We start from the raw sequence: 20,525 nt of genomic DNA, 5'->3' as shown, positions 1-20,525 counted from the left end.
GTGGCGACCGAGACCACCGCAGAAGAAGGCAGCAGCCTGGTTTTCCACCCAATGGACCAGTTCATCGTCAAGCCGCTTTTCGGCGACGGTGCAATTGCATGGTACACGCCGACCAACGTGACCCTGTGGCTGTTCCTGGCGATTGCGGCGATCTTTGGCTTGCTGGTCCTCAGCACCTCGAAGCGTGCCATCGTCCCGACCCGGATGCAGTCGATTGCCGAGCTGGCCTATGGCTTCATCTACAAGATGCTGGAAGACATCTGCGGCAAGGAAGGCGTAAAATTCTTCCCCTATGTCATGACTCTGTTCATGTTTATCGTGACCGCGAACTTCCTCGGCATGATTCCGGCCTCGTTCACTACGACGTCGCATTTCGCCGTGACCATCCCGCTGGCGCTGGCCGTGTTCCTGACCGTAACCATTCTGGGTTTCGTCAAGAACGGTGCCGCGTTTTTGGGCCTGTTCTGGGTCTCCAGCGCACCGCTGGCGCTGCGTCCGGTTCTGGCGATCATCGAGCTGATCTCGTACTTCGTGCGCCCTGTCAGCCACTCCATTCGTCTTGCTGGCAACGTCATGGCGGGCCACGCCGTGATCAAGGTGTTCGCAGGCTTTGCCGCGATTGCCGTGATCTCGCCCGTGTCGGTTCTGGCGATCACCGCTATGTACGGCCTCGAGGTCCTCGTGTCCTTCATCCAGGCCTACGTATTCACCATTCTGACCTGTGTTTACCTGAAAGATGCGCTGCATCCTTCGCACTAAGGTCTGATACCCCAACATCGAAACTTCCAATTCGTAAGGAGATACATCATGGAAGGCGATCTCGCACACATCGGCGCAGGCCTGGCAGCAATCGGTTCCGGCGCAGCCGCAATCGGGGTGGGCAACGTTGCAGGCAACTTCCTGGCCGGCGCCCTGCGCAACCCTTCGGCGGCTGCTTCGCAGACCGCAACCCTGTTCATCGGTATCGCGTTCGCAGAAGCTCTGGGGATCTTCGCATTCCTGGTCTCGCTGCTGCTGATGTTCGCCGTATAATCTGCGGAACCTGATCCTTACGCGCAGGTGGGTCCAAGCCATAGTGGCCCACCTGTTGTAAAGACAAGTTTCCGACGGAGGATATCATGGCGACTGAACCCCTTACAGAAGAGGTAGCTGGCTCGTGCGTCGACTCCTATGGCTCTGCCATCGGGATGCCGCAGCTCTGCTTCGATTGGTTCCCCAACCAGATTTTCTGGCTGGTCATAACGCTGGTCGTCATCTTTCTGGTCCTGTCCCGCGTGGCTCTGCCCCGCATCGCGGCAATCCTGGCTGAACGTCAGGGGACCATTACAAATGACCTGGCTGCGGCCGAAGATCTGAAGGCCAAGGCGGTCGAGGCCGAAGAGGCCTATAACAAGGCGCTGACCGATGCCCGTGCCGAAGCGCAGCGTATCGCTGCCGAAGCACGTGCGGAAATCCAGGCCGATCTGGATGACGCGATTGCCAAGGCTGACGCGGAAATCGCTGCAAAGGCGGCTGAATCGGAAAAGGCAATTGCCGCCATCCGTGCCGGTGCGCTGGAAAGCATTCAAGTGGTTGCCAAGGATACGGCGGCCGAACTGGTTACCGCACTGGGCGGCGAGGCAGATGCCAAAGCCGTCGAAAGTGCCGTTGACGCGCAAACGAAAGGATAAGTGACATGCGGAACACCCTTGCCCTTATCCTGACGGTTGGTGCCGCCAGCCCGGCCTTTGCCGCAAGCGGCCCGTTCTTCTCGCTCGGCAACACAGACTTTGTGGTCACTCTGGGCTTCATCGTCTTTATTGCGGTTCTGTTCTACTTCAAGGTGCCCGGTTTGATCGGCGGTGCGCTGGACAACCGTGCCGAAGGCATCAAGGCCGAACTGGACGAAGCCCGCGCCCTGCACGAGGAAGCCCGCAGCCTGCTGGCATCGTACGAGCGCAAGCAGCGTGAAGTGCAGACCCAGGCTGACGCCATCGTGGCAGCTGCGAAGGAAGACGCTGTTCTGGCAGCTGAGCAGGCCAAAGCCGATCTGGAGAAATCCATTGCGCGCCGTCTGGCCGCTGCGCAGGATCAGATCGCATCGGCGGAAGCCTCGGCTGTGAAAGAGGTTCGTGATCAGGCCATTACCGTTGCTGTTTCGGCAGCCAACGCTGTGCTGGCCAAGCAGATGACCGCCACTCAGGCGAACAAGCTGATCGACGCCGCCATCGCGGATGTGGGTGAAAAACTGCACTGATCACCAGGATCACATGTTCTGAAAAAAACCCGAGGGCTGCGAAGCGCTCGGGTTTTTTGTGTGTTGAACTATGATTTTCTCAATGATCTACGCCACGTCGCCACAAACACGATCAGAGCGACCATGGTGATCAGGATCTCAACCTTGAACGTCCAATGATTGAGAAAAGACAATATCCAATGAGAATGTGTCGCCTGTACCGTTACCAATGGGTAAGTGGCGTTCGAAAACGGCCACAACCAGGCAACTTCACCCGTGATTGAATCCAGCAGCAGGTGAACCAGACCGCTAGCGCCGAGGAAGGTCAGAAATGTCCCGACCCGATAAAGCCATTGTCGGATCAGCAGACCCGCCAGCAGAAGGCCCGCCCATATGATCGGGCGGTGGGTCAGATAGGAATGATGATGGTGCCCGCGATCATCAACCAGATAAAACCATAGGATATCGATATCGGGTGCGACGGCCCCGATCATTGCGGCTGTGAAAGCAAGTTTGCCTAGGTTTGGCGCAGTAGCCCGGAAGATCAGATAAGCCCCCGGCAGATGCCCGATGAACATCAAGCCTCTCCAGTCTCGTGTTTCAACCTTTGCTGGGCGATCTCTTCGTTGCGCAGGGCCTTCTGCTGATCGGCCATGCAGCTTTTGACAAAGCTCAGATGATCCTCGACCGCCTGGCGTGCGCCCTTGGGGTCACGGTCCTGCAAGGCGGCGTTGATGGCGCGGTGCTGGTCCAGAATGGCATCACGTGTGGTGCGCTGTTGGAACATGATCTGGCGGTTGTAGAACACGCCCCGCCGCAGCAGATCGAACATCGACCGCATCATGTGCAGCATCACCACATTGTGGCTGGCCTCGATGATCGCCATGTGAAACTGGGCGTCCAGATGCGCCTCTTCCTCGGCTGCATTACGGGCATGGGCGTCTTCCATCTTGTCCAGAATGGTTTGCACCACCTTCAGATCACTGCCCGAGCCCATGCGCGCTGCGCGCTCGGCCGCCAGCCCCTCCATGTCGCGCCGGAAGGAAAGGTAGTCGAAAACCGCTTCGTCGTGGCCGCCGAACAGGCGGATCAACGCGGGAGAGAAGGCAGAGCCGAGCACTTCGGCCACATAAACGCCAGACCCTGCTTTTGCGGTCAGTAACCCTTGTTCCTGCAGGTCCGAAATTGCCTCTCGCAGAGACGGGCGTGACACCCCCAACCGCTCGGCCAATTCACGTTCGGGCGGCAGACGCTCACCGGGTCGCAGTATGCCCCGCAGGATCAGCAGCTCGATCTGACGGACAACTGCAAGAGACAGTTTTTCAGTTTGGACTTTCTGGAATGGCATCGTGTTTGGGTTCAAAATTGGTCAAATCATATGACCACGTATCCACCACAGGTGCAAGAAGCGCCGTTTTCACGTAGCTTGAAACATTAGGTCAGATATATTGACTTAATTTCAGTGACACGTAGTCTGCCCAAAACCCGAAGGGAACAGGGGGACCGAGTCGATGGATAAATTGTTCGCCACGCGAGCATCCCGGATGAAAGCATCCGAAATACGCGAGCTGCTAAAGCTTCTGGATCAGCCCGGCATAATTTCTTTCGCCGGAGGCATCCCCGACCCTGACCTGTTCCCGGCCGATGCCTTTGCCCAAGCCTTCCAGATGGCATTGGGGCCCGAGCATCAGGCTCAGGCGTTACAGTATTCGGTCAGTGAAGGCTATGTACCGTTACGCCGGTGGCTTGCCGAACACATGCAGCATATCGGAGTAAACTGTGAAATTGACAACATCCTGATCACGTCCGGCTCGCAACAGGCGCTGGACTATCTGGGGAAGCTGTTTCTGTCACCGGGCGATACGGCATTGGTTTGCTGGCCGACTTATCTGGGCGCGCTTGCGGCCTTTAATGCCTACGAGCCGCGCTTTGACCGACTCCGTATCAACGGCAATCGCGGCGCATTGGAATACAAAGAGGCGGTCGGTGAGGGCGCGGTCAAATTCGCCTACCTCTCGCCCGACTTTGCCAACCCAACCGGAGAAACCATAGACCGGAGCGGTCGCGAGGCTTTGCTCAGCCTGGCGGATGAACTCGACTGTGCAGTGATCGAAGACGGTGCATATCAGGCGTTGCGCTATGATGGCGATCCGATCCCGCCTGTGTTGGCTCTGGAAATAGCGCGCAAAGGATCGATTGAGGCGTGTCGTACCGTCTATTGCGGCAGCTTCTCAAAAACCCTGTCTCCGGGTCTGCGCATGGGTTGGGTGGTTGCTGCGAAGCCCGTGATCTCGCAACTGGTGTTGATGAAGCAGGCAGCCGATTTACACTCATCCACAATTAACCAGATGGCGGTGCATCAGGTGGCGCAGGCCAGTTTTGCAACACACATCCCAAAATTGCACCGCTTCTACAGTGCCCGTCGTGATGCAATGCTTGCGGCCCTGGCGGAAAACATGCCCGAAAGTGTCGATTGGACAAGGCCAGAGGGCGGCATGTTTATCTGGGTGACGTTGCCAAAAGACCTGAGCGGTGCCGAACTTCTTGCGCGTTCGCTTGAGACGGTCAAAGTGGCCTTTGTGCCCGGACAAGCCTTTTTCCCGGATGGTTCAGGCGCCAATACAATCCGTCTGAGTTTCTCAAACTCGGACGAGGATACCATTCATGAGGGGATAAGGCGGCTGGGAGAACTACTGCGCGTCTGATCCGTGAAAGGTTCTGTTAACCATATTCGGTCAAAGCTGCGGCATGGTCCGTGTTCTTGCCCTTCTACTGCTGGCTGCCTGTTCAGCGGGCACACCACACTTTCGCGATGTGCCCGCGACTCGTGTTGCGGTGAACGGCAGTGTCTTCGATGTGCGTGTTCGTGGCGAACTGGCCGAAGCGGTGCGCGTGAACGCCCAGTATGCCCCCCGTTTGGGGCCGATGCGCGAAAGGGCTGCGCTGGCCATGGCGCAGGTGTCGGGTTGCCCCATTCTGGACGTTCTGGGCGATGCGGCAGTGACGGTTGGTGTCCTCGGCTGTGATCGCGAGGCGGGGAAACGTCTGCTGCTGACGGCGGTGTCGACTCCCAAGTATGAGTGTATCGACTACGGCATTTATGAAAACGTCAGCGAAGATTACGGATATCAGGTGTTCGAATGCACACCGTACTGATGGCAGTCTCAATTCGGAATATGAGCAAGATGTTGTGGATAACTCCGCCTAAAATCCCATATCCTGCGCAACTGCGTTGACTCGGACCCCATCCGTTGCGCAGAATTCCTGACCATAGGAATCACGGATAGCAGCCTTTGCGTTTCAGCAAACTCAAACTGACCGGCTTTAAAAGCTTTGTTGATCCAACCGACCTGATCATCGCGGACGGGTTGACCGGTGTGGTTGGTCCGAACGGGTGCGGCAAGTCCAATCTTCTGGAAGCTTTGCGCTGGGTCATGGGCGAAAACCGTCCCAAATCCATGCGGGGCGGCGCGATGGAAGACGTGATCTTTGCGGGGGCGGCCACACGTCCCGCTCGCAATTTTGCCGAGGTAGTCCTGACCATGGACAACTCGGAACGGCTTGCGCCTTCGGGGTTCAACGACAGTGACCAATTGGAAATCGTGCGGCGTATCACCCGTGACGTGGGCAGCGCCTACAAGACCAATGGCAAGGACGTGCGCGCCCGCGACGTTCAAATGCTGTTCGCCGACGCCTCGACGGGGGCGCATTCGCCGGCGTTGGTGGGGCAGAACCGTATTGCTGAGCTGATCAACGCCAAACCCCGCGCGCGACGTCGTATCCTGGAAGAAGCGGCCGGGATTTCAGGCCTCTACCAACGCCGGCACGAGGCCGAGCTGAAACTGAAAGGAACGGAATCCAACCTGACCCGCGTGGATGACGTGTTGGAGCAACTGGGTGCGCAACTGGCGCAACTTGCCCGACAGGCCCGTCAGGCCGCGCGGTACCGCGAGATTGGTGAGCAACTGAGACAAGCCGAAGGCATGCTGTTGTATCGCCGCTGGAAAGAGGCTGACATAGCCCGTCAGCAGGCCGAAGAGAAATTGCGTGATCGTTTATCCGAAGCCTCCCGGGCCGAGGCCGAAGCGCGCGCAGCCGCGGCGAAACGCACTGAGATCGAAGAGACCCTGCCGCCGCTGCGGGAAGAAGAGGCCATTGCCGCCGCCGTCCTGCAGCGCCAGCAAGTTCAGCGAGATCAGCTCTCGGACCAAGAAACCCGAGCGCGCCAAACCATCGAAACGCTGACCAATCGCATCCAGCAACTGGGCAATGACATCGAACGTGAGACCGGCCTGAACCGCGATGCAGGCCAGATGATCGAACGCCTGGAATGGGAAGCCCGCGAATTGGCCAAGGCGGCCGAAGGGCACGAGGACAAGCTTGCCGAAGCGGCAGAGATCGCGCATGAGGCGGCCGCCGTGCTTCAGGAGAGGGAAGAGCACCTGTCGCAGGAAACCGAGGACATGGCTCGTCTCGTCGCACGGCATCAATCGGCGCAGCGTCTGGTCGAGGACAGTCGCAAAACACTGGCCCGGTCTGAAGCCGAGGAAGAAAAAGCGCGGATTGCTGTGGATGAAGCCCGTTCGGCGCTGACCCGCACCACTGAGGCATTCAATGCCGCGCAAGAGGCCGAGGAAGAAGCCCGCGAAGCTGCTGAGGCGGCGGAAGAGGCGCTGGCCGCTGCGGATGAGTTGCGCAACGAAACGCAGGCGCGCGAGGCAGAAGCACGGGCGCAGCGTTCAGAGGCAGAAGGCGAGTTGGGAGCGATACGCGCCGAAACGACGGCGCTGGCCAAGCTGGTCGAAAGAGATACCGCTGAGGGCGGGCAGGTACTCGACCTGCTGCGCGTCGAGCCGGGCTTTGAAAAGGCATTGGGCGCGGCGTTGGCCGATGATCTGCGCGCGCCGCTGGTCGAAGACGAAGGGCCATCCGGCTGGGTTCAGGTCGCGGGCTATGATGCGGACCAACCTTTGCCTGAGGGGGCCGAGCCGCTGGCTTTGCATGTATCAGGTCCGGATCGCCTCAGCCGCCGGATTGCACAGATCGGTCTGGTCGACGCGGATCAGGGTGCGCGGTTGCAGGCATCACTGAAACCGGGGCAACGGCTCGTGTCGCGCTCCGGCGATCTGTGGCGCTGGGACGGGTTCCGCGCCTGGGCCGAGGATGCGCCAAGTGCTGCAGCCCTGCGGTTGGAACAGCTCAACAAGCTTGAGGCCCTGAAACAGGAACTGACACGCACGGAAGCACAGGCCGAAGGCGCCCGCGCCGCGCATGAAGCCTTGTCCCAGCAACTGGCCGATGTCACCGAAGCGGATCGCCGCGCCCGCGAGGCGCGCCGTGCCGCTGATCAACGGATGGCTGAAACCGCCCGAATGCTCAGCCGGGCCGAGGCGGACCGCAATCTGGCGCAGGGCAGGCTGGAGACGCTGACGCTTGCGGTTGATCGTCACAAAGAAGATGCCATGTCTGCCCGCATCCAATTGCGGGAAGCCGAAGGCGCCCTGACCGAGTTGGGGGATCTCGACAGTGCCCGCGCGCAGGTTGAGGACATCAAGCAAACGGTCGAGGCCGCGCGGATCACGATGTTGACCCATCGTTCGACCCATGACGAATTGCGCCGTGAAGGCGAGGCGCGGACCCGCCGCTCGCAGGAGGTCACCAAAGATCTCAGTGGCTGGAAACACCGTTTGGAAACGGCAGAGAAGCGTATTTCGGAATTGGCTGAGCGCAAGGAAAGCTCCGAAGAGGAGCTGACTGAAGCTATGGCCGCACCCGGCGAAATCGCCGAGGCCCGCGAAGAGCTGAATGATATGATCGAAGCGGCGGAAGCCCGTCGTGCGGAGGCCGCTGATAATCTGGCCGAGGCCGAGGCCCGGCAGCGCGAGTTTGTATTGGCAGAACGTGAGTCCGAACGCTTCGCCTCGGAAGCTCGGGAGGTTCGTGCCGCGGCCGAGGCACGTTGCGATGCTGCGAAGGAAAGTGTGGTCGCTGCCGCCGAACGTATTGCCGAAGATCAGCAACTGACGCCGAACCAGTTGCTGAACCAGTTGGATGTGAATCCCGACCAGATGCCAGCCGCAGACGCGCTGGAGGCCGAGGTGAATCGCCATAAACGTCAGCGTGACGCGATGGGCGCTGTGAACCTGCGCGCCGAAGAGGACGCAAAGGAAGTCCAGGAAGAATTCGACACGCTGAACGGTGAAAAGGCCGATTTGGAAGAGGCGATCAAGGCGTTGCGCAGCGGCATTGCCAGCCTCAACCGCGAAGGGCGCGAGCGCCTTCTGACGGCATTCGAACAGGTAAACTCGAACTTCGCGATGCTGTTCAAGCATTTGTTCGGCGGCGGTGAGGCCAATCTGGTCATGGTCGAAAGCGACGACCCGCTGGATGCGGGCCTGGAAATCATGTGCCAGCCTCCCGGCAAGAAACTGTCGACCCTCAGCCTGCTTTCGGGAGGAGAGCAAACCCTGACAGCCACAGCGCTGATCTTCGGCGTCTTCCTTGCCAACCCGGCACCGATCTGCGTGCTGGACGAGGTCGACGCGCCGTTGGACGATGCAAACGTTACCCGTTTCTGCGACCTGCTGGACGAGATGTGCCGCCAGACCGACACCCGGTTTCTGATCATCACCCACCATGCGGTGACCATGGCGCGGATGGACCGGTTGTTCGGCGTGACCATGCAGGAACAGGGCGTCAGCCAGTTGGTTTCGGTCGATCTGAAAAAGGCCGAACAGATGGTGGCCTGAGGCCTCACTGCAACGTTATGCCTGTTTCACCCCCAGTCGGAGTAGGCTGGCAGCATGACCCGTTACCTGATTATCGCCGCTTGCGCTGCTACGCCCCTTTGGGCCGCTGAATGGTCCATAAAACCCGGAGACGTGCCGCTGAGTGCGGCGGAACTGAACGCTCTGGCAGGGCGTACATTGACGTTCTATGACGATGGCAAGTCCAAATACTCTGCCGGCGGGGCCTATTCCTATACCTATTCCGCTGCCAATGGCGGCGGTACCGCCTTTGGCACTTATAGGATTGCCGAAGACGGCAGCGTCTGTATCCAATATCGCAATGGATTCAGCCGGTGTGATCTGTATGTGCGCAGCGGCGAACGTCTGATCCTGATCGATGAAAAGGGCAATCGCTATCCTGTTCGGCCTGAGTAGCCAAAATAAACCTGTTCGCGTCTGGATGCGGCAGATGTTCCAAGCTATCACCGGCGGAACACACGGATAGCAGGAAGTCTGAGATGCGGATCGAACCCTTCGGCGTTGAGCTCTGGATGAACGAATGGGAAACCAGATGCGACTGGAATCTGGCCGAGACCTGCGTTGAAAGCCTGACCATCGATCAATTGCTGCAGATTGCGGGACAGAACTCGGGCGATTTGTCAGCGTTGCTGCCGATGAAGATGACCTATGGCGCCATTGAAGGGTCAGACAGGCTGCGGCAGGCGATTGTGCGTCTGTATTCGGGAAAGACACCGGCCAATATTATCGTTACGCACGGCACTATCGGGGCCAATATGCTGGTGCACAAGACGTTGGTCAGCCGGGGTGATCACGTGGTTGCGGTGGTTCCGACCTATCAGCAGCACTACTCGATCCCCGACAGCATCGGGGCAACTGTCGAGCAATTGCAACTTCGGGAAGAAGATGGCTGGTTGCCCGATCTGGATGCTCTGCGCGCGCTTGTCACGCCTGATACAAAGCTGATTGCACTCAATAATCCCAACAACCCAACTGGTGCCCTGATCCCGCGCGGGTTGCTGGAAGATATCGCGGACATCGCCCGAAAGGCAGATGCGTGGATTTTGTGTGACGAGGTCTATCGCGGCACGGATCAGCAAGGCGATGGCATGACCGCGTCAATCTGCGAGGTCTACGAAAAAGGTATCAGCACGGCCGGCATGTCCAAGGCCTATTCGCTGGCGGGGTTGCGTCTTGGCTGGGTCGTCGCGCCGGAAGAGCTGATCGAAGAGATCGCCATTCACCGGGATTATGACACCATCTCGGTTGGTATGATCGACGACCACTTCGCGGCGCTGGCGCTGGAAAACAAGGACGCGATTCTGGCGCGCAGCCACAGCATCACGCGCGGCAACCTCAAAATCCTCGCCGAATGGGTCGAGGCCGAGCCTAAGGTATCATGGGTCAAACCCAAGGCGGGCACAACGGCCTTACTGAAATACGACCTGCCGGTGCCGTCCCGTGATCTGTGCGTGGACTTGCTGCAAGAAACGGGTGTGATGTTTACACCGGGCTCCGCCCTGAACATGGAAGGCTATCTGCGCATCGGTTACGCCAATGGTGCAGACATTCTGAAGGAAGGTCTGGCCCGTTTCTCTGAATACCTTGCGCGATACTGACCTGCAGATCAGAGCCGGTTCAGCAACTCAGCCGTAGGCCATGCATCCGCAGGCAGTCCCAGTCGCTGTTGTTCCGCCTGAACTGCGGCCCGGGTTCCCGCTCCGAGTATTCCGTCGATCTTGCCGACGTCGTAGCCCCGCGCTTGCAACTTTGCTTGCAGTTGCTTCATTTGCGCCCCTGAAAGGCCGGGCGCGGGGTTGCCTGCGTTATAGACCTGGGCCCCCTCTAGGCGCGTACCAAAATAGGCCGCGGTCAGGACATAGACGAAGCTCTGGTTCCATTCGAAATACACGTCGAAGTTTGGGTAGGCCAGAAAGGCCGGGCCGTTGCGCCCTTGGGGCAGGATCAAAGAGGCCGGTAAACTGGTCAAGGACCCGCCGCGCGCCTGAACACCCATCGCTTGCCATTCGGACACCGGGCGCGGTTTGCCGGGGCCGGAGAGCGACCAGTCCATTTCGGCGGGGACCGTAACCTCCTGCAACCACGGCTGACCAGGTTGCCAGCCCAGATGCGATAGCATTTTGGCCCCCGACATCAGGGCGTCCGGGGCCGAGGTTTTCAGTGACACTGTTCCGTCGCCATCCGCATCGACACCGTTTTCCAGAATGTCGCGCGGCAGCATCTGTACCATGCCGATCTCACCGGCCCATGCGCCGGTTGTGCGGGCGGGGTCGAAATTGCCCTTGTCGTACAATTCGATGGCTGCGAAGATTTGAGGGCGGAACAGCTCGGGCCGGCGGCAATCATGAGCCAGCGTCACCAGAGCGTTGCGGGTATTGAAATCGCCCTGAAACGAGCCGTAATCCGTCTCGAACGCCCAGAATGCCAACAGCACGCCGCGAGAGACGCCATAGTCGGCCTCGATCCGGTCAAACACGGCGTCGTATTTGCGCGACATGGCCTGCCCGCGTTCAATTCTGTTCTGAGAGATCAGGCGCCGGGAAAATTCGATAAAAGGCTTCTGGAAAACGCCCTGAGCCCGGTCCGCTTTCAGCACAGCGTTGTCCTGCTGCACGCCTTTGAAAAACGCATTCACCGTGGATTTTTCGAAGCCCTGTTGGACGGCCTCAGCCTTGAGGCCTTTGACGAATGAATTGAACCCACCGCCGCACTGGGCAAGGGCGGGAGTGGCGAACAGGGCGGCGGCGATCACACCGGAAAGAAAACGCATGTTGTGGTCCGTCAGAAAATAAAGCTGAGCCCAACCCACACTGACAAGAGCCCAAGCGCAAGCCCCCAAACATTCCACAGCATGTCGCATGCGCGGAAAACCTCGTATGCGCCGATCTCGCGCGGGGCATCACCATTCACCCAGGCCAGATCGCGGATCTGCCCATCGTAGCTGCGCGGCCCCGCCAGTGCGACATTCAGGGCGCGGGCCATGGCAGCCTCGGGCCAGCCAGCGTTTGGCGAGATATGGCGGCGCGCGTCCTCAATGATTGCGGGCCAAGCCGCCCATTGGCGGGACAACGCGACGACCATGACGCAAGTCAATCGAGCAGGGATCAGGTTCAGGATATCGTCCAGACGTGCCGCGGCCCAACCGAACTCCCGATACTTTTCATTGCGATAGCCGATCATGCTGTCGGCAGTGTTGACGACCTTGTAGACGAGCAATCCCGGCAGCCCGGCCACCAAAAACCAGAAGGCCGGTGCGATGACACCATCGCTGAGGTTTTCAGCCGCGCTTTCGATGGCCGAACGGGCCACCTGCGCCTGCGTCATATCCCGAGTATCGCGCGACACGATGAGAGCGACGCTGGCCCGTCCTTCCGACAACGAGGCTCGCAAACCATCGCCCACGGCACGCACGTGGCTCACCAGCGAGTTCTGCGCCAGGAGAATGGCGCAGACCAGGATTTCGAACAAAGGACCGAGGAAAGCCAGAAATTTGCCCACAATGACCGCCGCCAACACCAGCGCGACAATGACAGAAACACCTTTGAACCGTCGATGCGCACCGTGATTCAGGCGTTTGTCCAGCAACGCGATTCCGTTGCCGATCACGACCGCAGGATGACGAATGCGGGACCATAACCAGTCCGGCTCACCCAGAGCGGCATCCAGACACAGGGCACAGACCAGCAGGAAAGCCGTGCTCACAGGGTGGCCTCCAGCCTGGACCAGCCGTCAGCGGGCGGCAGGCCGAGACGCAGATAGGTTTCTGAATAGGGAAAGACTCGACTCCAGATATGCGCGCGCGCAAGACGGTCCTGCCATTCGATGGCATTGTTGACCTCATAAAGCCGGAAGAGGCTGGTACCACCAACCAGATGAGCGCCCTTGGATGTGATCAGCGCGTCCAGCCGCTCAGCATCTTTGACCAATCGGGCGCGGGTGGTGTCGGCCCAGTCGGTGTCCGCCAATGCCCGTGTCCCGATCCGTAACGCGGGTCCTGAAACAGCCCACGGCCCTGTCAGGTCATTCAGGCGGGCGATCACCTCGGGGCGAGCAATTGCAAAACCCAGCCGCAGACCTGCCAATCCCCAGAATTTGCCAAAACTCTTTAGGACGACCACGCCGGGCTGGTCTGCCAATCGGACAAGCGAGGCCTCGGGGCATACGTCACAGAAGCTCTCGTCAATCACGGTCAACGGAGCGTTGGCGTCTGCTACTTGCCACATGTGGCCATCAGGGTTGTTCGGATGCACGATCACACGCGCCTCGGCAGGCCCGTATTCGCAGACCTCCCATCCCTGAGAGCGAAACGCGGCGGCGTGTTCATTGTAGGTGGGGGTGGTGATCTGCACCCGGCCCGGTTCAGCCAGCGCCGGAACCCGTGCGATAATGGCAGACGCGCCGGGGGAAGGAAGTACAGCGGCCCTTTCAGGCACGCGCCAGAACTGCCGGGCTGCTTCGGTCAACGCCTCAAAGGCACCGTGGTCCGGCAGTTCGGCCCAGTCCGAAGTCATCAACTCTCCGACTGGATAGGGCAGCGGGTTGATGCCCGTTGACAGATCCAGCCAGTCCGCGCGAACTCCGCCGTATTTGACCATGGCCGCATCCAGACCGCCGCCGTGGTCACGCACAGCGCGAGGGTTCAGTTCATTGAGTCGCTGCATTGGTGATCTTTGCTGAAAAACTGTTCAATTCACTCGCTTCAAGCGGATTTTTGCCGTCTGCACAAGCAAATCCGCGTGAGCAGTGTGGCCTCAGGCCGTTATTAACACTTTGTTAACGAATTGGCGGGATCACGGACCCTAGGGGTCGGCACCACTCACCCTATCACGTGCCGAGGTTGTTGCAAATGAAAGTACTGATTGTTGAGAGTAACCCCGATCTGGGTCGGGTTTGGCAACGGCATCTGCAAAGGCAGGAGGCCGAAGTCACATTGGTTGAAACGCAAGAGGCCGCAATTCTGGCGCTCTACGGGACGGCTTTTGATATCATCGTGTTGGATCTGGTGCTGGAAAGCGGCAGCGCGTTGGCGGTGGCAGATTTCGCCAGCTATCGCCGGCCCGAGGCGCGGGTGATCTTTGTCACCAACACGACCTTTTTTTCGGATGGGTCGATCTTTGCGCACAGCCCCAATGCCTGCGCCTATGTGCAAAGCAGCACGCCGCCAGAAGACCTGGCGGCGATGGTCGAGCATTATGCCGCAGGCCGCTGACCGCGCCCGTGCGGTTCCAGATAATCCAGAACGGGATTGGTGGGGATGATGCGATGCGGATTGATGCTGTCGTGGCTGTAATGATAGTGGCGCACGATGTGTTCCATGTTCACCGTCTGCGCGACGCCCGGCCACTGATACAGCTCGCGCGTAAAGGCCCATAGATTCGGGTAATCGATCAGCCGCTTGCGATTGCACTTGAAATGCAGGTGATAGACTGGATCGAACCGGATCAGTGTCGTGAACAGCCGCCAGTCGGCCTCGGTGATGCGATCACCCATCAGATAGCGGTTGGAGGCCAGTCTTGTTTCCAACCAGTCCAACGTGTCGAACAGTGGACCAACGGCAGCGTCATAGGCAGCCTGCGACGTGGCAAATCCGGACTTGTAGACGCCGTTGTTCACATTGGAATAGACGCGCGCGTTCACTTCTTCGATCTCGTCGCGCATGGTTTCCGGCCAGTAGTCATCAGTGTTGCCGGTAATCCCGTCGAAGGCGGAATTGAACATTCGGATAATCTCGGAGCTTTCGTTCGAGACTATCGTCTGCTGTTCCTTGTCCCACAGAATTGGCACTGTCACGCGTCCGGAGTAGGTCGGGTCGGCGCGGGTATAAAGCTGATGCGCAAATTTGCAGCCGAACAGTGGATCGCCGGTCGCACCGTGTTCATCGGTCTCGAATGTCCAGCCCTGATCCAGCATGTCCGGATGCACGACGGAAACCTGGATGTGGTTGCTCAGCCCTTTCAATTCGCGAAAGATCAGCGTGCGATGAGCCCAAGGGCACGCATAGCTGACATAGAGGTGGTAGCGTCCGCCTTCCGCCTTGAACCCGGCCTTGCCCGATGGTCCGGCGCTGCCGTCTTCTGTGATCCAATTGCGAAACTGTGCGGCGGATCGTTTGAACGCGCCGTCATTCGATTTCGTATCATACCAGCGATCGTGCCAGACGCCGTCGACGAGCAATCCCATCTGTGTTTCTCCGTTTTTCAGTCATCCTACAAGCTAGGGCAGTACAAAGCTCCTGCCTATTCTGACAGACGCGCAGACGGCCTGCGCCGACGCACAATCCACGTTGAGAGGATCGGGCCGCAGCCCGCCACATGTTTGGGCGAAGTGACCAAGTTCACTGGATTTTTACACTACAGGGCCCACAATAAAGAGTATCCAGAAAGGAATTTTAGTATGAGTACCTATGTTTCAAAGGAAATGCGCGCCGAACTGGATGCCGCGCGAATCGTTTCCCTTAAGAAAGCCAGCCGATTGCGGGTCGAAATGGGAAACAAAACCTTCAAAATCTTGTCATTGTGGAAAGATGGATTCTCGGTCGAGGCGGCAACTACGCCCCGCTTGCGCGGGCTGGTGGATATCTACGACGGAGCCAACCACCTCTACCAATGCCTGATCATCGCGGATGAGGAAGAGGCAGGAGAGATGCGATACGAATTCAAACGCAATACCGCCGCTGCCGACAAGGCACCGCTGGATTTCTACCGCGCGCCGGATGCGCCCATCGCGTTGCTGGGGAAAGACGACTAAGGCCGGATTTCCACCATTGTGCCATTGGCTGTCAAGCGCCATAGCTGCGCCATTTTCTTGTTCGAAACGGCGATACATCCTGCGGTCCAGTCGCCCGGCAGAGTTAAACCGGTGACCCCGTTGGGTTGCCCGTGAATGAAAATATCTCCGCCGGGACTGATACCTTGCTGTTTTGCCCGAGCGACGTCCTCTGGCTGCGGATAATCAAGCCCGAGTGACAGATGAAAAGCGCTTTCAGGATTGCGGCGGTTTATGGTGAAAACGCCTTCGGGTGTTTTGCCATCACCTTCCATGACTTTGTCGCCTTCAGGCGCGAAACCCAGCGCGATGTCGGCTTCAATCACGGTGATTCCGTTTAATGAAGCCGTCAGGCGCCGCGCCGATTTCTCGATCAGAATATAGTCGACTCGATCAGCCTTTGGCGCCAAGGGCGGCGTGCCGGGGCGCAGGCCATAGCGATGCCAACCGACCCAAGCCCCGCCTGCCACGATCACCAGAAGAAATGCTATGACCAGGCGGCGCACGGCTTACTGCAGGTCGCTGAAGGCGTGTTTCAGACGGGCGCAAGCATCTTCGACCCGCGCACGTTGCGTCGCCAGGTTGAACCGCTCGAAGGTTTCGCCTCCGGTCCCGAAGCCCGGGCCTGACGAGGTTGCAATCTTCGCGTCTTCCCGCAGTCGGCGCACGAACTCATCGTGATCCATACCCGTGCCTGAAAAGTCGACCCAGGCCAGATAAGTTGCCTGCAACGGCATGGACCACAGCCCCGGGATTTCCGCGATGGTGTCATCAAACAAACGCCGGTTCTCGGTCAGATGCGCGATCTGTGCGTCAACCCATTCCGCCCCTTCAGGGCTGTACGCTGCGGTGATCATGGCGATGCCCAATGCGCCGGGATCATAATCCAACGTGTACAACCGGTGCCGCATTTCGGCTCGCAGATTGGCATCCGGTATGATCATGTTGCCGGTGCGCTGCCCGGCAACATTGAAAGTCTTGGACGCAGCAGTCAGCACCACCGTCCGGGCATGCATTTCGGGCGCGGCCACGTTCATGGGCACGAATTTCCGGTCAGGATAAACCAGATCATGATGAACTTCGTCCGATACCAGAAGCAGCCCGTTTCGTTCGGCAAAAGCGGCCACGGCGCGCAGCTCATCCGGAGTCCATACCCGCCCCGAGGGATTCTGTGGTGAGCACCAGAGAAGCAGTTTTTCCGACCCGTCCAGTCGTGATTGAGCATCGTCCAGATCAACGCCATAGCTGTCGCCATCGCGAACCAGCGGGCATTCCACAACTTTGCGCCCGGCCTTGTTAATCTTGTGGGCGAATTCATGATAAACGGGCGAGAAAATGACGACACCGTCACCGGGCTCGGTCCAGAGGTCCAGACACAGCGCAATCGCATTGCCCAGGCCCTGAGTGGTTAGGATCCAGTCGGTTTCGATCTCCCAGCCGTGGCGGTTCTTCATCCACCACTGTACGGCTGCCAGATAGTCGGGATGCATCCAGGAATACCCGAACACCCCGTGTTCAGCCGCCTTTCGCACCGCTTCGATCACGCAAGGGGCTGTCGGGTAATCGGAATCCGCTGTCCACATGGCCAGCCCGTCCTTGGACGAAACGCCGTACAGCGTTTCCATCTTGTCCCATTTTGAACTGTTGGTTCCCCGGCGGTCGATCAGGTCGTTGAAAGTCATGTCTGCTCCATCTGTCCCGGCGAAAGCTAACCGCAATTTGCGCAGGTGCAAGGGGGGCGTTGCGGCGGCGGGCGTGATGGCCTAAATCAGCCTCATGAAACGCAATATCCTGATCCACCCCGATCCCCGCCTGAAAAAGGTCTGCGCGCCGGTGGCCGACATCACCGATGATCTGCGCAAGCTGGCCGACGACATGCTGGAGACGATGTATGACGCGCCCGGAATAGGCTTGGCGGCACCCCAGGTTGGCGTGCTGGACCGGTTAATCGTGATTGATTGCGTCAAAGAGGAAGGCGAAGCGCCCCGCCCGCTGATCATGTTCAATCCCGAAGTCATTTCGGCCTCGGATGAAACCAGCGTCTATGAGGAAGGCTGCCTGTCGATCCCGGAACAATATGCCGAAGTCACCCGTCCGAAAGTGGTCGAAGTCGTCTGGATGGATCAGAATGGCGATGCGCGGCAAGAGGTGTTCGACGGCCTTTGGGCGACTTGCGTGCAGCATGAGATTGATCACCTGAATGGAAAACTGTTCATCGACTACCTCAAACCGCTCAAACGTCAGATGATCACGCGCAAGATGCAGAAGCTGAAACGCGAACGAGCCCGCGCATGACCGTTCGCACGTGCCTGCCTTGGCCAGACAAGCGCCTGCGGAGCAAAGCCGATGACGTGGCCGAAATCACGGATGAGGTCCGGGCCATCTGGGACGACATGATCGACACGATGGAGGCAATGCCGGGCGTCGGACTGGCGGCACCGCAGATCGGTGTGATGTTGCGGCTTGCCGTTGTCGACGGGTCGGCCGAACGGGGGCGGGTGGTGCGGCTTGCGAACCCGGAAATCCTGCATAGCTCGATCGAGCTGCGCGAGCATGAAGAAGCCAGCCCGAATCTGCCCGGTGTGTCAGCCAAGTTGAAGCGTCCGCGCGCCGTGACGGTCAAATTTCTGAACGAAAAGGGAATGGTCGACCGACGCGATTTTGTCGGCATCGAAGCCACCAGCGTACAGCATCAGATCGACCATCTGAACGGAAAGATGTATTTCGACCGGCTCAGCAAGGTCAAACGCGACATGCTGCTGCGCAAGGCCAAAAAGATGGGGTAAACCCCATTCTTCGGAGGGACGGATGCGAATAGTTTTCATGGGTACGCCCGAATTCTCGGTCCCGGTCCTTGACGCGTTGGTCGACGCGGGGCACGAGATCGCTGCCGTTTACTGCCAGCCGCCGCGTCCGGCCGGACGGGGCAAGAAGGACCGCCCAACACCGGTCCACGCAAGGGCCGATGCGCTTGGGTTGGTTGTGCGTCACCCGGTTTCATTGAAATCGGCAGAGGAACAGTCGGCGTTCAAAGCCCTGAATGCGGATGTTGCGGTTGTCGTTGCGTATGGCCTAATACTGCCGCAACCAATCCTGCATGCTCCGACGCGTGGCTGCCTGAACATTCATGCCAGCCTTTTGCCGCGCTGGCGCGGAGCCGCTCCGATCCATCGCGCGATCATGTCGGGAGATGCGGAAACCGGCATCTGCATCATGCAGATGGAGGCCGGGCTGGATACCGGACCGGTGCTGCTGCGCAGGGCTACAAATATTGAGCCGCTGGAAACCACGGCACAATTGCACGACCGTCTTTCGTCGATGGGTGCGAAACTGATCGTTGAAGCACTGAATCGCCTGCCCGAGCTGACGCCCGAGCCACAGCCTGAGGATGGCGTGACCTATGCCGCCAAGATCGACAAATCCGAGGCGCGCATCGACTGGACCCGACCGGCGGCAGAGGTCGATCGTCAGATCCGCGGCCTGTCGCCCTTTCCCGGCGCATGGACCGAGTTGAACGGAGAACGCGTGAAGCTGCTGGCTTCGCGTCTGGCCGAAGGGCAGGGCGTACCAGGTGAAGTGCTTGACGACCAATTGCGCGTAGCGTGCGGCGACGGCGCGGTCGAACTGCTGCGCTTGCAAAGAGCGGGCAAAGGCGCACAGGATAGGGAAACATTCTTGCGGGGGTGGCCCATAGTGGCCGGCGCTCGCCTGTCATCGGAGTAGGCCTTTATGTTCATGATCCTGATGGGCACCGTCGTGATTGCCGGGATTGTGGGCTATGTGTCCGAAAAGACGGGATTTACTCACAACGGGTACCTGCAATCGATCATCATTTGCGTTGGTGGTGCGTTCCTGTTCTATTTCGCCCGTATCATGTTCGGCATCAGTTTTGGCCCGCCCGGACTGGATGCGATACTGTCTTCCATCGGCGCGCTGATCATCGTCCCGACCCATTGGAGAAAATGACATGCCTGTCGTCGCCCTGATCGTCATCGGTGCTGCTGCCGGGTTTCTGGCGACCCGTCTGATGCGGATCGAGGCTGACATTCCAACGACAATGCTGATCGGCATCATCGGAGCCCTAATCGGCGGCCTCCTGCTACGCGCCCTGTTGGCGATAATGGGCTGGCTGTCAGGCTTTGTCGGGGCGGTTCTGGGTGCACTGCTGGTGATCTGGATCTGGCAGACCTATCTGCGGCGCTAAAACTGCGAAGCAATCTGTGCGTTGCCGCCAGCAATTGTGAACCTTCCAAGCAGGTCGGGGTGCGATCTTAGGGTAAGTCGCTGTTGAAGATGGAAATCTTGACCTTCCAGGCGCCATCAGTTTGGCGCTGCAGGATGTTCACAAACTTGCCCTGCTCCGGTGGGTCCGTATCAGCAATGGCATATGTTCCAACCTGATAGGCCATGTCGCCTTCCACACCGTAGTCGATCAGTTCATTGGTGTGGGTGCCGCCGGTGTTTTCCTTTATTCGCGACCTGTACGTTTCCAGGAACGCTGCTTTGCCGCGGGTCATGGGCTCGTCAGGCGGCATCAGCATGATGTCATCGGTGAAGAATTCCGCGCACCCTTCAGCATCACCCCTGTTAAACGCCTCGTTATAGGCTGCGTCGAAGTCCTCCAGCGTCTTTTTCATATCCATGGGCTTCTCCCGGTGGCAATCGAATCCGTGAAACTACTGCTGTATCGTGCCACAACCCGGCGTTTTGCCAAACCAACCGGCACTGGTTGCGTCGACAGCAAGTCCGCAAGCGCAAATATCGGATAGCGGCGAATA

At 59.0% G+C, this 20,525-nt stretch carries 25 protein-coding genes; 16 read left to right on the top strand and 9 right to left on the bottom strand.

Annotated features, from left to right (window positions below):
• From AC2TDJ_RS13085 to AC2TDJ_RS13070, 4 genes are all read left to right on the top strand, one after another.
• Positions 1-759, top strand: coding sequence for a F0F1 ATP synthase subunit A (locus AC2TDJ_RS13085; RefSeq protein ID WP_480842872.1), 759 nt, complete (start codon positions 1-3; stop codon positions 757-759).
• A 48-nt stretch (positions 760-807) separates the two neighbouring features.
• Positions 808-1,032, top strand: a complete 225-nt coding sequence (locus AC2TDJ_RS13080; RefSeq protein ID WP_005981269.1) for a F0F1 ATP synthase subunit C — start codon at positions 808-810, stop codon at positions 1,030-1,032.
• Positions 1,033-1,118: 86 nt separating this feature from the next.
• Positions 1,119-1,670, top strand: coding sequence for a F0F1 ATP synthase subunit B' (locus AC2TDJ_RS13075; protein ID WP_480842870.1), 552 nt, complete (start codon positions 1,119-1,121; stop codon positions 1,668-1,670).
• Positions 1,671-1,675: 5 nt separating this feature from the next.
• Positions 1,676-2,236: a F0F1 ATP synthase subunit B gene (locus AC2TDJ_RS13070; protein ID WP_480842868.1), complete on the top strand. Its 561-nt coding sequence runs from the start codon at positions 1,676-1,678 to the stop codon at positions 2,234-2,236.
• 68 nt (positions 2,237-2,304) lie between these two features.
• Here AC2TDJ_RS13070 and AC2TDJ_RS13065 read toward each other — a convergent pair whose 3' ends face one another.
• Both AC2TDJ_RS13065 and AC2TDJ_RS13060 read right to left on the bottom strand, forming a co-directional pair.
• Positions 2,305-2,793: a metal-dependent hydrolase gene (locus tag AC2TDJ_RS13065; protein WP_480842866.1), complete on the bottom strand. Its 489-nt coding sequence runs from the start codon at positions 2,791-2,793 to the stop codon at positions 2,305-2,307.
• A complete protein-coding gene (locus AC2TDJ_RS13060) occupies positions 2,793-3,563 on the bottom strand; it encodes a FadR/GntR family transcriptional regulator (RefSeq protein ID WP_480842864.1) in 771 nt (256 codons plus the stop codon). The genes AC2TDJ_RS13065 and AC2TDJ_RS13060 overlap by 1 nt, the downstream gene beginning before the upstream one ends.
• Positions 3,564-3,726: 163 nt before the next feature.
• Between AC2TDJ_RS13060 and AC2TDJ_RS13055 the strand changes: the two genes are divergently transcribed.
• From AC2TDJ_RS13055 to AC2TDJ_RS13035, 5 genes are all read left to right on the top strand, one after another.
• Positions 3,727-4,920, top strand: coding sequence for an aminotransferase-like domain-containing protein (locus AC2TDJ_RS13055; RefSeq protein ID WP_480842863.1), 1,194 nt, complete (start codon positions 3,727-3,729; stop codon positions 4,918-4,920).
• A gap of 43 nt (positions 4,921-4,963) precedes the next feature.
• Positions 4,964-5,371, top strand: a complete 408-nt coding sequence (locus AC2TDJ_RS13050; RefSeq protein ID WP_480842861.1) for a hypothetical protein — start codon at positions 4,964-4,966, stop codon at positions 5,369-5,371.
• A gap of 137 nt (positions 5,372-5,508) precedes the next feature.
• Positions 5,509-8,964 carry a chromosome segregation SMC family protein gene (locus tag AC2TDJ_RS13045; RefSeq protein WP_480842859.1) on the top strand — a complete coding sequence of 1,152 codons (3,456 nt, stop codon included), beginning with the start codon at positions 5,509-5,511 and terminating at the stop codon, positions 8,962-8,964.
• Positions 8,965-9,018: 54 nt separating this feature from the next.
• On the top strand, positions 9,019-9,378 hold the full coding sequence (locus AC2TDJ_RS13040; protein WP_480842857.1) for a hypothetical protein: 360 nt from the start codon (positions 9,019-9,021) through the stop codon (positions 9,376-9,378).
• An 83-nt stretch (positions 9,379-9,461) separates the two neighbouring features.
• Positions 9,462-10,580, top strand: a complete 1,119-nt coding sequence (locus tag AC2TDJ_RS13035; RefSeq protein WP_480842855.1) for an aminotransferase — start codon at positions 9,462-9,464, stop codon at positions 10,578-10,580.
• Between the two features lie 8 nt (positions 10,581-10,588).
• Here AC2TDJ_RS13035 and AC2TDJ_RS13030 read toward each other — a convergent pair whose 3' ends face one another.
• Genes AC2TDJ_RS13030 through cobD form a run of 3 tightly spaced genes read right to left on the bottom strand, consistent with a single transcriptional unit; the run spans position 10,589 to position 13,643 of the window.
• Entirely contained in the window at positions 10,589-11,752 is a 1,164-nt protein-coding gene (locus tag AC2TDJ_RS13030) for a lytic murein transglycosylase (RefSeq protein ID WP_480842853.1), read from the bottom strand.
• Between the two features lie 11 nt (positions 11,753-11,763).
• Positions 11,764-12,684 (bottom strand): adenosylcobinamide-phosphate synthase CbiB, encoded by a 921-nt coding sequence (gene cbiB, locus AC2TDJ_RS13025; protein ID WP_480842851.1) that lies wholly within the window; start codon positions 12,682-12,684, stop codon positions 11,764-11,766.
• Positions 12,681-13,643, bottom strand: a complete 963-nt coding sequence (gene cobD, locus AC2TDJ_RS13020) for a threonine-phosphate decarboxylase CobD (RefSeq protein WP_480842849.1) — start codon at positions 13,641-13,643, stop codon at positions 12,681-12,683. Before cobD ends, cbiB begins: the two co-directional genes overlap by 4 nt.
• A gap of 185 nt (positions 13,644-13,828) precedes the next feature.
• On the opposite strand from cobD, the gene AC2TDJ_RS13015 reads away from it, so the two are divergent.
• Positions 13,829-14,191, top strand: a complete 363-nt coding sequence (locus AC2TDJ_RS13015) for a response regulator transcription factor (RefSeq protein ID WP_480842847.1) — start codon at positions 13,829-13,831, stop codon at positions 14,189-14,191.
• Here AC2TDJ_RS13015 and AC2TDJ_RS13010 read toward each other — a convergent pair.
• Positions 14,173-15,162 (bottom strand): glutathione S-transferase family protein, encoded by a 990-nt coding sequence (locus tag AC2TDJ_RS13010; protein ID WP_480842845.1) that lies wholly within the window; start codon positions 15,160-15,162, stop codon positions 14,173-14,175. The two genes, AC2TDJ_RS13015 and AC2TDJ_RS13010, sit on opposite strands and share 19 nt — an antisense overlap.
• Positions 15,163-15,375: 213 nt before the next feature.
• On the opposite strand from AC2TDJ_RS13010, the gene AC2TDJ_RS13005 reads away from it, so the two are divergent.
• Positions 15,376-15,729 carry a hypothetical protein gene (locus tag AC2TDJ_RS13005; protein ID WP_480842843.1) on the top strand — a complete coding sequence of 118 codons (354 nt, stop codon included), beginning with the start codon at positions 15,376-15,378 and terminating at the stop codon, positions 15,727-15,729.
• On the opposite strand, the gene AC2TDJ_RS13000 is transcribed toward AC2TDJ_RS13005, so the two are convergent.
• Positions 15,726-16,253, bottom strand: a complete 528-nt coding sequence (locus tag AC2TDJ_RS13000) for a L,D-transpeptidase family protein (RefSeq protein WP_480842842.1) — start codon at positions 16,251-16,253, stop codon at positions 15,726-15,728. The genes AC2TDJ_RS13005 and AC2TDJ_RS13000 overlap by 4 nt on opposite strands.
• Positions 16,254-16,256: 3 nt before the next feature.
• Complete coding sequence (locus AC2TDJ_RS12995; RefSeq protein WP_480842840.1) at positions 16,257-17,429, bottom strand: MalY/PatB family protein; 1,173 nt, start codon at positions 17,427-17,429, stop codon at positions 16,257-16,259.
• 94 nt (positions 17,430-17,523) lie between these two features.
• Here AC2TDJ_RS12995 and def (AC2TDJ_RS12990) point away from each other — a divergent pair, with 94 nt between their 5' ends.
• The 5 genes from def (AC2TDJ_RS12990) to AC2TDJ_RS12970 are packed head-to-tail and all read left to right on the top strand — an operon-like array spanning position 17,524 to position 19,951.
• Complete coding sequence (gene def / locus AC2TDJ_RS12990; protein ID WP_480842838.1) at positions 17,524-18,042, top strand: peptide deformylase; 519 nt, start codon at positions 17,524-17,526, stop codon at positions 18,040-18,042.
• A complete protein-coding gene (gene def, locus AC2TDJ_RS12985) occupies positions 18,039-18,533 on the top strand; it encodes a peptide deformylase (RefSeq protein WP_480842836.1) in 495 nt (164 codons plus the stop codon). The genes def (AC2TDJ_RS12990) and def (AC2TDJ_RS12985) overlap by 4 nt, the downstream gene beginning before the upstream one ends.
• Before the next feature lie 22 nt (positions 18,534-18,555).
• Entirely contained in the window at positions 18,556-19,470 is a 915-nt protein-coding gene (gene fmt / locus AC2TDJ_RS12980; RefSeq protein ID WP_480842834.1) for a methionyl-tRNA formyltransferase, read from the top strand.
• 6 nt (positions 19,471-19,476) lie between these two features.
• The gene (locus AC2TDJ_RS12975; RefSeq protein WP_480842832.1) at positions 19,477-19,713 is read left to right on the top strand and encodes a hypothetical protein; all 237 of its coding nucleotides are present in this window, start codon (positions 19,477-19,479) and stop codon (positions 19,711-19,713) included.
• Between the two features lies 1 nt (position 19,714).
• Positions 19,715-19,951 carry a GlsB/YeaQ/YmgE family stress response membrane protein gene (locus AC2TDJ_RS12970; RefSeq protein ID WP_480842830.1) on the top strand — a complete coding sequence of 79 codons (237 nt, stop codon included), beginning with the start codon at positions 19,715-19,717 and terminating at the stop codon, positions 19,949-19,951.
• Between the two features lie 67 nt (positions 19,952-20,018).
• On the opposite strand, the gene AC2TDJ_RS12965 is transcribed toward AC2TDJ_RS12970, so the two are convergent.
• Positions 20,019-20,390: a YybH family protein gene (locus AC2TDJ_RS12965; RefSeq protein WP_480842828.1), complete on the bottom strand. Its 372-nt coding sequence runs from the start codon at positions 20,388-20,390 to the stop codon at positions 20,019-20,021.
• Positions 20,391-20,525 lie beyond the last annotated feature (135 nt).

The sequence above is a fragment of the Ruegeria sp. HKCCD6647-2 genome (assembly GCF_057221075.1).
The sequence above is the reverse complement of the archived record's forward strand: the minus strand, read 5'-3'. Positions and strand labels throughout refer to the sequence as shown.